The 13,344-nt window shown below is 62.5% G+C and carries 14 protein-coding genes; 12 read left to right on the top strand and 2 right to left on the bottom strand.

Features of this window, described 5'->3' with window-relative positions:
- The first annotated feature begins 75 nt into the window (after positions 1 to 75).
- From ACFTS5_RS11035 to ACFTS5_RS11085, 11 genes are all read left to right on the top strand, one after another.
- Positions 76 to 1,398, top strand: coding sequence for a condensation domain-containing protein (locus ACFTS5_RS11035; protein ID WP_378629808.1), 1,323 nt, complete (start codon positions 76 to 78; stop codon positions 1,396 to 1,398).
- Positions 1,399 to 1,538: 140 nt separating this feature from the next.
- Positions 1,539 to 1,778, top strand: coding sequence for a hypothetical protein (locus tag ACFTS5_RS11040; protein WP_378629810.1), 240 nt, complete (start codon positions 1,539 to 1,541; stop codon positions 1,776 to 1,778).
- Positions 1,779 to 2,038: 260 nt separating this feature from the next.
- Positions 2,039 to 3,004, top strand: a complete 966-nt coding sequence (locus ACFTS5_RS11045; protein ID WP_378629812.1) for a TauD/TfdA family dioxygenase — start codon at positions 2,039 to 2,041, stop codon at positions 3,002 to 3,004.
- A 281-nt stretch (positions 3,005 to 3,285) separates the two neighbouring features.
- Positions 3,286 to 4,623, top strand: a complete 1,338-nt coding sequence (locus tag ACFTS5_RS11050; protein WP_378629814.1) for an MFS transporter — start codon at positions 3,286 to 3,288, stop codon at positions 4,621 to 4,623.
- A gap of 1,329 nt (positions 4,624 to 5,952) precedes the next feature.
- Complete coding sequence (locus ACFTS5_RS11055; RefSeq protein WP_378629815.1) at positions 5,953 to 7,410, top strand: hypothetical protein; 1,458 nt, start codon at positions 5,953 to 5,955, stop codon at positions 7,408 to 7,410.
- Between the two features lie 374 nt (positions 7,411 to 7,784).
- The gene (locus tag ACFTS5_RS11060; RefSeq protein ID WP_378629817.1) at positions 7,785 to 8,165 is read left to right on the top strand and encodes a hypothetical protein; all 381 of its coding nucleotides are present in this window, start codon (positions 7,785 to 7,787) and stop codon (positions 8,163 to 8,165) included.
- Positions 8,165 to 9,724: a hypothetical protein gene (locus ACFTS5_RS11065; RefSeq protein WP_378629818.1), complete on the top strand. Its 1,560-nt coding sequence runs from the start codon at positions 8,165 to 8,167 to the stop codon at positions 9,722 to 9,724. The genes ACFTS5_RS11060 and ACFTS5_RS11065 overlap by 1 nt, the downstream gene beginning before the upstream one ends.
- Positions 9,664 to 10,773, top strand: a complete 1,110-nt coding sequence (locus tag ACFTS5_RS11070; RefSeq protein ID WP_378629820.1) for a hypothetical protein — start codon at positions 9,664 to 9,666, stop codon at positions 10,771 to 10,773. Before ACFTS5_RS11065 ends, ACFTS5_RS11070 begins: the two co-directional genes overlap by 61 nt.
- A gap of 381 nt (positions 10,774 to 11,154) precedes the next feature.
- The gene (locus ACFTS5_RS11075; protein ID WP_378629822.1) at positions 11,155 to 11,313 is read left to right on the top strand and encodes a hypothetical protein; all 159 of its coding nucleotides are present in this window, start codon (positions 11,155 to 11,157) and stop codon (positions 11,311 to 11,313) included.
- Positions 11,310 to 11,615: a hypothetical protein gene (locus ACFTS5_RS11080; RefSeq protein WP_378629824.1), complete on the top strand. Its 306-nt coding sequence runs from the start codon at positions 11,310 to 11,312 to the stop codon at positions 11,613 to 11,615. The genes ACFTS5_RS11075 and ACFTS5_RS11080 overlap by 4 nt, the downstream gene beginning before the upstream one ends.
- A 370-nt stretch (positions 11,616 to 11,985) precedes the next feature.
- Positions 11,986 to 12,270, top strand: a complete 285-nt coding sequence (locus ACFTS5_RS11085; RefSeq protein ID WP_378630039.1) for a hypothetical protein — start codon at positions 11,986 to 11,988, stop codon at positions 12,268 to 12,270.
- Here the strand turns inward: ACFTS5_RS11085 and ACFTS5_RS11090 are convergent.
- Positions 12,185 to 12,373 (bottom strand): hypothetical protein, encoded by a 189-nt coding sequence (locus ACFTS5_RS11090; RefSeq protein ID WP_378629825.1) that lies wholly within the window; start codon positions 12,371 to 12,373, stop codon positions 12,185 to 12,187. The two genes, ACFTS5_RS11085 and ACFTS5_RS11090, sit on opposite strands and share 86 nt — an antisense overlap.
- 167 nt (positions 12,374 to 12,540) lie before the next feature.
- A complete protein-coding gene (locus ACFTS5_RS11095; RefSeq protein WP_378629827.1) occupies positions 12,541 to 12,888 on the bottom strand; it encodes an Lsr2 family protein in 348 nt (115 codons plus the stop codon).
- A 257-nt stretch (positions 12,889 to 13,145) separates the two neighbouring features.
- On the opposite strand from ACFTS5_RS11095, the gene ACFTS5_RS11100 reads away from it, so the two are divergent.
- Positions 13,146 to 13,334 carry a hypothetical protein gene (locus ACFTS5_RS11100; protein ID WP_378629828.1) on the top strand — a complete coding sequence of 63 codons (189 nt, stop codon included), beginning with the start codon at positions 13,146 to 13,148 and terminating at the stop codon, positions 13,332 to 13,334.
- Positions 13,335 to 13,344: the final 10 nt, after the last annotated feature.

The following is a 13,344-nucleotide window of genomic DNA, read 5'->3' on the forward strand; positions in this document are numbered from 1 at the left end:
AATCGATACTCGGCTCATCGAATGTCGACCAGAATAGCATGTCCGTAAGTAAACTTCCGAAATGGTTGAATTAGTATGACGTCCAGTTGGCATACACCTGACCTCCGCAAGCGTCACAGAGTCGTTTCTCCGGTCCAGTTGGCGATCTTGGGGGCGGAGGCTTGGGCGAAGTCGGATAATCCGGCAGCTTACACGGTGGTGAGTGCAGTGCGGGCGAAGGGCATCCCCAACTGGAGTGAGCTTGTGGCCGCGGTGTCCTCTACCTTGACTCGGCACGACGTTCTCACGTGGCGATTCAGCTACGACGAATCCTTCTCTTTGGTCGCCTCGGGTGGAGTTTCAGGTGTGAGTGCACATTTCTCCATCGAAGAAGTGGATCTTACCGACTTGGATTTTTCTGAAGCCGAAACACAGGCTGCGGATCGACTCCATCGTGAACGCCATCGAGTCATAGATCTTCTGGATTTGCATTGCTACCCCCATACCCGCGCAATCCTGTTTCGGCTGAGTGGAGGCGCAGATTCGGGGAACGCGATCTGTGCTCTGGTCACACATCATGCATTCGTCGATGAGCGTGCCGTCGAGTTGATCTGGGTGGAGGTCTTCGAACGTAGTACAGGCACTGTTCGATTTCGTGAGGAAGATCTCCGATACAGCGACTGGGCGGCGCGATCGGTTACCCCCGAGTCGAAGTCGGAAGCCAAGCGCGACGCCGAGGAAATAGTACATTCGGTCTATTTGGGACGCGGCGCTTTGAGTAAGATCTCCGCAGAAGAAGTCGCGTCAACCGCACAGGCAGGCTCACTGAGATTCAGCATACCGCGCTGGCTGGACCGAGCAGTCGAAAATCGCGCTGCCGGCATGGCGGTGTCGGAATCGGCCTTTTTTCTGGTCGCTTACCAACGCACCGTTGCGCGCTATAGCGCGACACATCCCACTGTGATCGTGACCCCAATGAGTCTCCGACGTCAGTTCTCGGAGATGGGTATTATCGGCTGCTTCGTGAGTTCGATTCCGATCATCTCAGCAACTCATTTCTGCGCCGATCGTTCTTCTGTAGAGGCGGTGGAGTCCATGCAGAAGGCAGTCTCCTTCGCCGCTTCCCATCGTTTCGCAGATATCGACTTGATTCGACGAGAGATGTCGGGGATTCAAAGGGTTTCGCTCGCCTTCGAGACGCGTGGCGTTACGAGAAATACGGGGCCAATCACGTGGGTTTCGATGCCGCCACCGGACAGTTACGCGAAGTTTCCGATTTCGTTATTCGTGGCTCGCGGAAGCAGGTGGAACACTGGTGAAGGCCGCCTTTCCTGGAAATCAAAAACTTTGCACGAAGGGGCGGCGCGAAACTTTGTCGACGATTTCATATCCACCCTCGAAAGGTTGGCTTCGGAATGAGGGGACTAGCCAAACACACAATTCGCGTTCGAGTCAATACTGTTAACTTGCGTTGTTCGGGCTGGTCAGCTGCTACGACGACTCAGCGATCTGGATCTGTTGCAGGGCAGTATGTATCGGGCCGACCCGCGGCGAAGGTCGTGGACCAGTTGATCGATCGGATCGGGTTGGGTGTGCTGACCCGGGTGGTCGGTCCGGGCCTGGTCGATGAGGTGCTGGCCGAGACGTGCCGGGCGGAGAAGCGACGACTGCGGCTGCCGGTGCGGGGTGGTGGTCTATTTTGTGCTGGCGTTGACGGCTGTCGTTCATTCCGTTCCCTGCGCGTAGTTCGGCAATCGCTCACCGGACAGGCGGGTTTTTCGCTGACCTGGACTTGCTGACCACAGCCCGGTCCGATGCGGTCGTCGAGATCGCGCAACGCCCGATCCTGCCGGGAGGGCGACGACCTACCCCCGCGTCACCAGACGCGCCGGGCGACACAAAGTCACCCTCCGAAAGACCGTGCAGTACAGGAATATCAACCGCGGCAGCCCGCTAAGGATCCTGCTAAACCGGGCCGTAAGTTAACGGCATTGGGTTTAAGTCGAGCCGTTTCATTATGAGCGGCGAATCAATCACCAAATATAGCTCCGGAGAGACAATGTTGAATATTCCCCGCATTCGGATAAACCAGGCCGAAAGAAGAGAATGGTGCAACCTACTTTCCTGCGACTCTGGCGAGCAAGCAGTTAGAATCGACAACGAGGAGTGGTTGCTCAAACAAGCGATCAATGCCGCTCGAATGCCGGTCTCCGTATTCTCTGAGATTCGCCAGTTCAGAAGGAATTCTCAACCTGCTGGTGCGCTGTTGATCGACCGAATATCAACCGACCATCTGCAGCTCAGGCCAACTCCCGATAGGTACGGCGCATTTCAAAAATTTGCGTCGCCCGAGGCAGCTGCCCTCATCGCTGTAGGCAGCATTTTGGGTGAGCCGATAGGATATGTCGAGGAGAAATCCGGTTCACTGATTCATGATATCGTACCAGTTCCCGGGTACGAGACCACTCAGAGCAATGCAGGATCGGACGAGTTCGATTTACACGTCGAGAATGCTTTCCACGATCACCGACCTGATTTCGTGTTGCTGCTGTGTGTTCGCGAGGATCATCGTAGGGAGGCCGGACTTCGTCTCGCGCCATTGCGCAGGGCGCTGGGACTTCTGCGCGATTCAACTGTTGCCACGCTGTTCGAGTCTCGCTTCCGAACGGCCGCCCCTGCATCATTCGTCGCATCTCATGAAACTCCAGCGCATCCTGTTCTCAGCGGTGCGCTGGACGATCCCGATATTCGGGCCGACATGAGTGTGACTACCGGAGTGGACAATGTAGCGTCCGCGGCTCTGGCTGAACTGTGGTCAGTATTGGGGTCGATCACCTCGGTCGAGAAGCTCAAGTCCGGACAGATAGCTATCGTGGACAATCGCGTAACACTGCACGGAAGAACGGGATTCACCCCGCAGTTCGATGGCGCCGACCGATGGCTTCTCCGGCTCTTCGTCAAATCGGACCTGAGGCCATCCAGGTCCTTGCGCAATGGTGACGCAAGGCAGGTCAGTAGCGCCTGAGCGAATGCCGAAATCTAGCCCCGCTTCGCGTGTGCGTTGTCCACATCCGGCCGACGTTCATCCAGCACCAGCGTACGCAGCGCTCAAGTAGTCAGTGTCCTCGCTGGCGGGAGCGCTGCCTGCGGTTGTTCCGTAAGCAAATCGATCGTGGTGCAGCGCTCGATAGTCAGGATGGCCTCTCCGCCGAGCGGAAGACCAAGTTCCCCGTCCCCCGTAGCCTGCCTTGCTTCCTCTCCGAAGCAAGGAGCTGAACGAGTAAGGCAGTCTTGACCGTCCCTCAATTGCACGAGAGCACCATCGTCCCTGTTGGATCCCGGCCGGATCTTCCCGCTTCTTCGCTAAAGCAGCACGCCGAAGCACGAGGAATGTTCGCCGCTTTCGCGATCCGCAACTACCGCTATTACTTCGCCGGTCAGGTCGTTTCGAATACCGGAACTTGGATGCAGCGGATCGCGCAGGACTGGTTGGTGCTCGATCTCACCGGCAGCTCGTTCGCCGTTGGCATCACCACAGCTATGCAGTTTCTTCCTATCTTGTTATTCGGCCTCTATGGTGGGGTCATCGCGGATCGCTTTTCCAGGCGAGGTCTACTCATGATCACCCAAGCCGTCATGGGTCTGCTCGCTGCGATCCTCGCCGTTCTAACGCTGATCGGTATGGCCAAGGTCTGGCACGTGTACTTGCTGGCCCTGTTGCTTGGGATGGTGACCGTTGTCGACATCCCAAGCCGGCAATCGTTTGTCCCAGAAATCGTCGGACAACGGAGGCTACACAACGCTATCAGCCTGAACTCCGCGAGCTTCCAGGCCGCGCGACTGGTGGGACCAGCAGTCGCCGGAGCCTTGATCGCTGCGGTCGGTTCCGGTTGGGCCTTCGCAATCAACGCCTGCTCGTTCCTCGCCGTCATCGGGGCCTTGCTAGCGATGCAGCAGTCGGAGTTGATACCTGCAGCTCGGCCGACGCGCCGGAAAGGGCAAGTGCGCGAGGGGCTTCGCTACGTGAGCGCCCATCCACAACTGCTCGGCCCGATTGTGCTGGTTGCCTTCGTCGGGACGTTCGCCTACAACTTCCCCGTCGTGCTGTCCGGCTTCGCCTATGACGTCTTCGATGTCGACGCCGGGAGGTACGGACTGCTCAACACAGCTCTGGCGATGGGATCACTGATGGGTGCGCTGCTGGCCAGCCGTCGTGGTCGAATACGCATGCGTATGCTGGTTTCCACCGCCATTTGTCTCGGAGCATTGGAAACGGTGGTCGCCTTCGCTCCACAGTATTGGTTTTTCACTGCCCTGCTCGTGTTGGTCGGTCTCGTGGTCGTCACCTTCGATACCTCAAGCAACTCCATGCTGCAGCTGGAGGCGGAACCCGCGATGCGGGGGCGGGTGATGTCGCTGAACATGATAGTTTTTTCGGGGGGTACACCGATTGGTGGCCCTGCGGTGGGGTGGCTCGCCGAGGAATTCGGGCCGCGGTTCGGTCTGTTCGCCTGCGGGGCGATTTCTGCGATTAGCGCAGCGTTGGTCGGTATGGTCTTCCTCCGCGTAACCAGAGTGCGTGTGCAAATCTCAGGCGGGCGGATTGCGCTCCTCCCAGGCCAGATGTCGCCGGATGCCAGGTAAGAGGATCACCAGGGATAGTCGATCGGTTGTCGTAGAGCATGGCCGACTCGTGAGGTTCCTGGCGGGTCGGCGACCCTCGCGTCTAACCCTGGACGTGGAATCGGCGATCGACGGCGCACGCCGGATGGAAGGGGCTGTTGAGCTCGCCGGACACTGCGTGCACGGTCTCGGCTTCGGTGCGACGCGATCGCCCACCGAATCGACCGATGCCCGCACTACCTCGATCACCCTGTTATGCAGGCCGTCGAACTAGGTGTCACACTCGTCGACACCGCCCACTTCTACGGCTGGGGTACGGCGAACGCGACGGCGTCGGATTGCGTGTCGGCGCGATCGTCGACCGCAGGGGGAGAAGGTGCTGCTCCTGGAGGTGAGCAGCACCGGCCCCATCCGGCTTACCCACGAACTCCCCGGGGCCAATGTGGGACCCGGAGAGTCAGGTTGCTGGGGCATTGGCGGGGGGAGTCCGTGAGGAAACAGGTCTGACGGTAATCGGCATCCGACATCATGGCGGCGACCTCGATTACCTGTCGCCAGCCGGAAGCCGTTGAGACGCTTGCACTTCGCCGTTGATGTGAAAGCCACCGGCCCCATCCGTGTCTCCACCGACGCTGGGCACTTGTGGGTGTCGTTGGATCGAGAACTACTGGTCACTTGCTCGATCCGCACCATCCTCGGGACTTACACGGCTCTCCCGGCTCCTGGAGCAACCGACACCGCACGGCCGGTGCGGCTGCTCGACAGCCTCTACGGGATGGTCTGTTCATCGGTTGAGTCGGCTCGCGAAGAAGTCCAGGACGAAACGGTTGTACACGTCCTGCCGGAGTCTGAATCTGGTGACAGTTCGAATCGCTCACCGACAAACCTGCTCCATCGCAGGGCATTCTGGGAATTTGTTTCCTAGTGGGCCTGACCTGGGATCAGGTCCTATGTAGACTCCGCGGCGTAGGCAGCAACGACCTCTGTGGCGACCCTTCCCCGGTTGGACCCGGCAAGACCGTTTTCGCCTGCCCAGGCGTGGATGGCGGCGATAGGTGTGGGGGCGCGGGTCTGCGGGGCGTGAGCGCTACGGATAGCGAACCGCGGGCCGCCGACCCGGATGCCGATTGAGGCTCTCTCTCACCAGTGACGGCTATTCGGTGTCGTCGGCGGGTAGGGATTGCCTTTCTGGAGCAGCTCGAGGTGCGCCAGTGGAGTTGGGCGCCGTTCGTTGAGGCTACGTACCCGAAATGCTCAGGGGGATCGTTCTTCCGAGGACAGTCGACGCGTGCGCCGTCTGGCCAGTCGTGATTTCACTGCGTCCGGCGGTACGTGCCACGATGTTCGATCATGAAGATTGATGTTCCGCCGCAGATGTACGGTGGGAACCCGGCAGGCCTCCTGGAGTACTTCGGTCTGCAGGTCGATAGGGGCCCGTCGAAGTCCGGCGCCGAGTGGGAGATCTCGCTGGGTCCGATCAATCTCATCAAGGCCCAGACCTTGCACGGGCCCGCTCTCAAACGCTGCCGGTTCGACATCTCGCGGGCGCCCACGCCAGGAGTGCCCGGAGGGATGCCGGCGAACATGTCGGACGACTTCGACCGGCACGCGCAAGCGCTTGACGCCTACCCGAACCTGCCGTCGAGGCTGGAACGGATCCGCCAATATCTGATCGCAGTGCCCGACAAGGATGTTCCCGCAGCGATCGAACAGTGCAGCGACCTGCTTGCCGACTTCACTCTGACTCACCCGGACGGTAAGACTGAGCCGTTGTTTCCGAACCACTCGGTTCACGACATTCGAGTTTCGGACATCGCCTACCGCTGGTCGAAGCTCCCGCAGGTATTCCTTCGGCTCAAGCACAACAGCGTGGCCGAGATCGTCAAGAGTTCGATGGACGATCCGAATGCATTGGCGTTTCGATCATCCGGTGCGCTGCTGGAAGGAACCGTTTTCGGCGGACTTTACTTCGCGCCGCTCCTGGGCAGCCTATCCCCGAACGTCTGGGGGATCGGGGCCTCTCGCCTCGGGCAGATCATCGTCTACACGTTCGGTCGGCAGATCGGCGGCCGCGGGACGGGCGCTACCTCGCATTCGATCGACTCTCTGGGAAGTCTGACCTTCCACAGCTCTTCCCGAGGCTTCGATGTGGACGCGTTGGACGACGACGCTCTCCACAAAGCCGCGTATTCAGACGCTGTCGACTGGTGGGCTGAGCGGATCAACAAGACGATGGTCGACATCTTCGCTCCCACCAGCTACGTCGACAAGAACGGCTACTATGCGCCGGAAGCTCACCAGCGGTGGATGCTGAATCTCGAGCACCTGTTGTCCCGGGTCAGTGCGATCACTCGTCATCCTCGCGACGAGGCGACACAGCTCATGCTCATGTTTCCTGCGATGGATATCCTCGGCGATAGCTTCACCGGCAGCAGCGGAATCGGTCAACTCATGTCGCCCAGACGAATTCAGAAGCGCATCGCCGCTATCGAGGAACATGTCCCTGACCGCATCAAACCGGTGATCATGGCTCCGGCCTACCGCGCGCTGGCGGCCGCGAACCAAGTTGCTGATGAGTTCTTCATCGCCAGCTCCAACGCCGACGCGACCACCGAATCGCGGCTCCTGCAACTGTGGAACGCGCGTCGCAACACGACTCATGGTTTCGGTGGCAAGGGCAGTGAGATCTTCGCTGAGCACAGCGGCCGTCTTCCCGCCGATATCGTTCTTGTCCCCGTGGTGTATTTGCTGGACATTCTCACCGACCGGCAGAAACTCCTCGAGCGGATACGGCGTACATGCCAGTGACCAGCTTGGCTGTCATCTGACCTCCGGAATCGTTGGGCTGCCAGACCCAGGTGAAGGCGCCACCGCCAAAATCGCCATGCCGGCCATCGCGGCCAAGGTGCGGTGCTTATAGATCGCGGTGATCGATGCACCGGCGGGCGGCGCCGGTGGTGCGCGCGGCAGGAGTTGCTCGTGTGGGGACGGACCATCGTCTCCGATGGCCCCGGGGCCCTCCGCTGTTGGCGGGTCGACTGGACCGTACCTCCGGCGGATTCTGGCGTCGATGTCGGAAAGGCAAGGTAACGCTCTCGCAGTGACCTGACCTCGTCGGGGTGTGCGCGAAAGAATCTTCCGGTGATCTTCCGCTCCGGAAGGTGTCCGGAAGGAAACGGTTGATGGCGGTCGAGTCAGGCCCGAAGGCGCAGGCTCTCGCGACGGCTCTTGTTGCTCTGCGGGCGGCCGCGAACAAGGCGATGACCAAACCGACCCTCGCGCGGATCGTGAAACACTGCGCGGACAACGGCGTCGAAGTGTCGGACGCCGCAGTCAGCAACTGGTTGACCGGTAAGGCGGTGCCGGACTCATCGAGAGAATTCGGGCTTGTCGTCGGATTCTTGAACGGGAGCGCCGAACGCGGTGATCCGAGCTATGAGCGGCTGGATCTGCCTCGTTGGGAACGGCTGCGTCACGCCGCGCGGGAGGAACGCCGAGGAGCACAGGGCGCACGGCACAGCGGGGAAGGCGAGACCGAAGTCGATCCGCGGTCCGCCTGCTGATGTCGCTGCACGCGATCCAAGTGCGCGAATCCATCGCTCCGATCGATCGCTTACGGGACCGGGAACGCGAACTGCAGATGCTGACCGAGTTTTGCAACGGGGACGGCCAGTCGTATCTGTGGATACAGGGCGAACCATGGGCGGGCAAATCGGCGTTGCTGTCCACGTTCGCGCTGGACCCGGCGCCGAACCTCACGGTAGTCAGCTTTTTCATTACCGACCGGCGAGCCGCCCAGAACGACCACAACGCGTTCACCGCCGCGATCCTCGATCAGCTCGCAATCCTGCTGCCGGATCACAAACCTCGCATTCAAGCCGAGGTGCTCAACCGCGACGGCCTGCGTAGCGAGCTACTCGCTATCGCCGCCCGCCAGGAAGCCGAGAAGCAACGGCGATTGGCACTGGTGGTCGACGGCTTGGACGAGGACACCGGCAAACCCCCCATCGTCAGCCTGCTTCCAACACTGCCGAATGAGAATCTACGAATCTTGGTCGCCTCCCGCCACGGTCCAAGTCTGTCCATCCCGCACGGCCATCCCCTGACGACGGCTCGCCGCTACCTACTTACCGCATCCAAGTTCGCCGCGGGGATCCGTGACCGAGCTGTCGCCGAGCTCGACGCTCTGCTCGAAGGACCCGAACGAGAGCGTGAACTGCTGGCGTTGATCACCGTCGCCAACGGTCTGTCAGTCACTGAACTCGAAACCCTCACCAGCACAGCACCGTTCGAGATCGACCGCTTGTTGCATGGGCGGGCCGGGCGCAGCTTCCGCGCTTCGACGATCTCAAGCGAACCCGGCGGCGGCCCGGATCCTGTGTATGCGTTGGCGCACGAAACGTTGCAGCGCACCGCCGAAACCCGACTCGGCACCAGGCTATTGACCGCAAGCCTGGATCGGCTGGGTGCCTGGGCCGAGCAGTACCGCGAGAAGGGCTGGCCGAATTCCACCCCGAACTTACTGCTGTACCGCTACTTCACGGTGCTCGAACGCCACCACGATCTGCCGCGGATGGCGGGCCTGGCCCTCGACCCTGCCCGACACGAACTCTTATACGTCCGTACCGGAGGTGATTGGGCCGCGCTGACCGAGATTGGTGATGTGCAGCAATGCATCTGCGATCAACCCGAACCCGACCTGCTGACCACCGCTCGCTTGGCCCGCCGACGCGACCACCTCCACGAGCGGAACCAACACATCCCCATCGCACTCGTTTCCGTGCGGGTCCGCCTCGGTCAGACCGACCGAGCAGAAGCCATCGCACGCAGCAATTTCAACGTGATTCACCGGGTGCGCGGGCTCGCCCTAGTGGTCGAGGCGATCGCATCGGTCGATCCGGACCACGCCGAAGCGATCACACGCGAGCTGACCAACCCGGATCAGCACGCTGAGGTCCTCGCTCTGGTGGCAGGGGCGATCGCGTCGGTCGATCCGGACCGCGCCGAAGCGATCACACGCGAGCTGCCAACCCGGATGAGCACGCTGAGGTCCTCGCTCTGGTGGCAGGGGCGATCGCGTCGGTCGATCCGGACCGCGCGGAGGCGATGGCCCGCGAGCTGACCGACCCGGTCCGGAAGGCTGACGCACTTATGCGGGTGGCCGGGGCCATCGCGTCGGTTGATTCGGACCGCGCCGGTCGGCTTGCCGATCGCGCCGAGGCGATGGCCCGCGACCTGACCAACCCGTGGCAGCAGGCTGACGTGCTCGCTCGGGTGGCCGGAGCGATTGCATCGGTTGATCCGGACCGCGCCGAGGCGATTGCCCGCGACCCCACCACCAACCCGCGACAGCAGGCTGAGGTCCTCGCCCGGGTGGCCGAGGTGGTCGCGTCGGTCGATCCGGACCGTGCTGGTCGGCTGGCCGATCGTGCCGAGGCGATCGCCCGCGACCTCACCGACCCGGGGCAGCAGGCTGATGTGCTCGCCCGGGTAGTCGTGGCGTTCGCGTCGGTTGATCCGGACCGCGCGGAGGCGATTGCCCGCGACCCCACCACCAACCCGCGACAGCAGGCTGAGGTCCTCGCCGGGGTGGTCGAGGCGTTCGCGTCGGTTGATCCGGACCGTGCTGGTCGGCTGGCCGATCGTGCCGAGGCGATCGCGCGCGGTATCGGCAACCGGTGGCAGCAGGCTGATGTGCTCGCCCAGGTGGCCGGCGTGATCGCGTGGGTTGATCCGGACCGCGCCGAGGCCATCGCCCGCGGCATCACCGACCCGGGGCAGCGGGCTAATGGGCTCGCCCGAATGGTCGGCGTGATCGCTTCGGTTGATCCGGACCGCGCCGAGGCCATCGCCCGCAGCATCACCGACCAGGAGCAACAGGCTAGTGCGCTCACCGTGGTGGCCTGGGTGATCGCGTCGAATGATCCGGACCGTGCCGATCAGGTCGCCTATCATGCCGAGACGATGGCCCGCGACCTCACCGATCCGGAGCAGCAGGCTGACGTGCTCGTGAGGGTGGCTAGGGCAATCGCGACGTTCAACCCAGCCCGAAGCAAATCCCTCCTCGCACTCGCATGGAAGATGTACAACTGGGACATCCCGGTCGGCGTGCTACCCGTCGTCGACATGCCGACACTCAGCGATCTTGCGTCGGACCTGATCAACGAATGACGACCTTCGTCCGAATCGCCCACGATAAGCAGCATCGCGGGTGCGACTCATCATCAGGATCCCGAGCACTCGCGCACGCAACGGAACTGGCCCTTGACCAGCGGTTTACTGACATTTCGTGACGAGCTCTACTGACACGAGCGACGAATCCCCAGGTCGCCAACTGGCAGCCAAATGACGAATCTAAGCACGCTACCTAGTTTCCAAACCCGTGTCAGGTACGTATCCGAGAAGGTCGATTATCGGACACGTGCCTCCCAATACCCCTGCTAGAGCACAGTTTTTCGGTAGTAGTAGATGCGGTGACCGGGGGAAGTGGTCGGTGGCCCTCGCTAGGATGCTCGAAACCGCAGCTCAGCCACCGATTTCCAGGAGAACTCCGTGACCGATCCCTTCCGCAAGACCACCGCGCTCGATTTCCTCGTCCGGGCGATGACGGCCACCACGCTCGTGTCGGTAGTCGACTGCGATGGGCAGGGCACCGTGCTGCCCGCCGTGCCGGACACAGTTGAGGGCGCGCACCGCGGTGGTCGCGCATGACCGACATCTCGGCGATCGACACCCGCTCGGAGCACACCGCGCTGCGCGCGAGCCCCGAGTACCTCACGCGGACCGAGGTCGCCCGCGAGGTCGGGCGCGCTGCTCAGTCCGTGGGGTCGGTCGGGATCCCGCTGGGGCAGTGGACCGCCCGCGGTGACTGGGCCACTCTCAGCGAGGAGGCCCGCGCCCTCGCCGGTACCCGCGCGCTGGAACTGCTCGACACCGCGCTGGCCGAGCTCACCACGGCCCGCGCCCGCCTCGCCGACACGGTGGCCACGGACCAGGCCGGCGACCCCGGATGACCCACGATCTCGGCCACAGCCCAACGCTGGTGGGCCCGGCCGCGCCGGAATTTCTGCCCAGCGAGTCCAACTCCCTGCGTGCGGCATTCGACGTGATCGGCCGACGCGCGGTGGGCACGCTGGCCTGTGCCGTCGGCGAGGTCTATCACGAAGCCTGCCATCACCATCGCCCGTGGGACTTCGCCTACGCCGAACACACCCTCACCGGCGCCGAGGACCCCAGCGTCTGGGATCCCCGCGCGCTGATGTGGTTGCGGCACACCGGAGCAAGTCACCGTCGAGCGGTACATCGCCCTCGGCGCCGTGCGCAAGGACCTTGCCGCGTCGACGCTGGCGGTGTGGATCGCCGCGATCGCCGACCGCCACCACGATGCCGGCCATCCCGACCGGCGAGAAGGTCCGCGAGGTCCTGGCCGGAGTCCGCACCACCCAAACCCCGGCCGGACGCGAAATCGACCACGCACCACCAGCAGATCACCCGGTCGTGACCGCGATGATCACCACCGCCCACACCACTGCGGCGACCTGGCCGGAAAAGGTCGCCGCCCGCCGCGACATCGCGATGATCCTCACCGGCTTCTCCATGCTCGGGCGCCGCAGCGAAATCGCCGCTCGGACCACGTCCGGTGTGCTCCACAGGCTACGGAACGCGTAGAACAACGGGTGTCGCCCTTATCGTCCTGCAAGTGCGCGTTGGCACCGGCGTCCAATAGCGTTGTCACGGTGTCGATCCCGGCATACTGCGCGGCGAAATGCAAGGGTTAAGCCGGCATGATCGCGATCGTTGGGGTCATGGCCTTCGTCGAGCAAGTACTGGACTTCCGCGACTCGTTCGCCCTCGGTATCGGCTGCCGAGTAGTGCAACTCAGTGCGACCCGCACGATCGCGCCGAACGTCGGGCTTCATCGGACGGACCGTACTCGATCTAGACGGCCGCTTCGTAGGCCGCGATGACCTCGGAGGAGATCCTGCCCCGGCTGGACACGGTGTGGCCGTTTTCGCTCGCCCACGCCCGGATCGCGGCGAGATCGGTCCGACGGGAGGAATCTCCCGTAGTCGCTGCTGCGGCTGACCGGCGACCGGCCGACTTGATGCGGCCTACGCGACGCGCATACGGCCGCCACTGGTCGAATGCCGCGCGCAGCTTGGTCGCGTTGGTGTCGGACAGGTCGATTTCGTATGCTGCGCCATCGATTTCGAAACTGACGGTGTCTTCGGCTACCGAGGTGCCGTCGAAGTCGTCGATGAGGGTGACAACTACCTTGCGCGCCATAGCTTCGCATCCTGTTCGGTTGTGTTCGGAAATGCCCGTTACCGATCCTAATTGTGATTCGGTTCGGTGCGAAATCATAGATGGCTCCTCTGCGTCCGGGCGGCCTATGAATTTCTCTTTCGTGCCGAGGTTTACGCCGCGCGCTTGTCCGGCAAGTGCTCGTTGTTCCAGGTGGCGACGCTCGGGAGCGATGCGACGCCTGTTTGTGCTGCGGCGCGGAGTTGTTCGACTTGTTTCGCTCCGACTGACCCTCGTCGTTGCAGGACTATGACGTCTTCGTGGGCGATGAGGTGGAACAGGAGGCCTGCGCGGCGTTGTTTGCTGATGAAGGCGCGCTGGAAGAAAGAGCTGAGAGCGATGAGGTCGCCGTCGGCGAGGTGGCCGAGGAGGGCGACGCAGCGTTCGACGGGGATCAGGTCGGCGGGGTGCCGCAGGTGATGATGTAGGCGGGGAGGT

The sequence above is a fragment of the Nocardia sp. NPDC056952 genome (assembly GCF_042674185.1).
Lineage (GTDB): Bacteria > Actinomycetota > Actinomycetes > Mycobacteriales > Mycobacteriaceae > Nocardia.

Coding starts and splice junctions, on each gene's coding strand:
- ACFTS5_RS11045 (WP_378629812.1), top strand. CDS start 2,039: ATGTTGAATATTCCCCGCATTCGGATAAACCAGGCCGAAAGAAGAGAA.
- ACFTS5_RS11080 (WP_378629824.1), top strand. CDS start 11,310: ATGACCGACATCTCGGCGATCGACACCCGCTCGGAGCACACCGCGCTG.
- ACFTS5_RS11065 (WP_378629818.1), top strand. CDS start 8,165: ATGTCGCTGCACGCGATCCAAGTGCGCGAATCCATCGCTCCGATCGAT.
- ACFTS5_RS11095 (WP_378629827.1), bottom strand. CDS start 12,888: ATGGCGCGCAAGGTAGTTGTCACCCTCATCGACGACTTCGACGGCACC.
- ACFTS5_RS11060 (WP_378629817.1), top strand. CDS start 7,785: ATGGCGGTCGAGTCAGGCCCGAAGGCGCAGGCTCTCGCGACGGCTCTT.
- ACFTS5_RS11035 (WP_378629808.1), top strand. CDS start 76: ATGACGTCCAGTTGGCATACACCTGACCTCCGCAAGCGTCACAGAGTC.
- ACFTS5_RS11085 (WP_378630039.1), top strand. CDS start 11,986: ATGCCGGCCATCCCGACCGGCGAGAAGGTCCGCGAGGTCCTGGCCGGA.
- ACFTS5_RS11055 (WP_378629815.1), top strand. CDS start 5,953: ATGAAGATTGATGTTCCGCCGCAGATGTACGGTGGGAACCCGGCAGGC.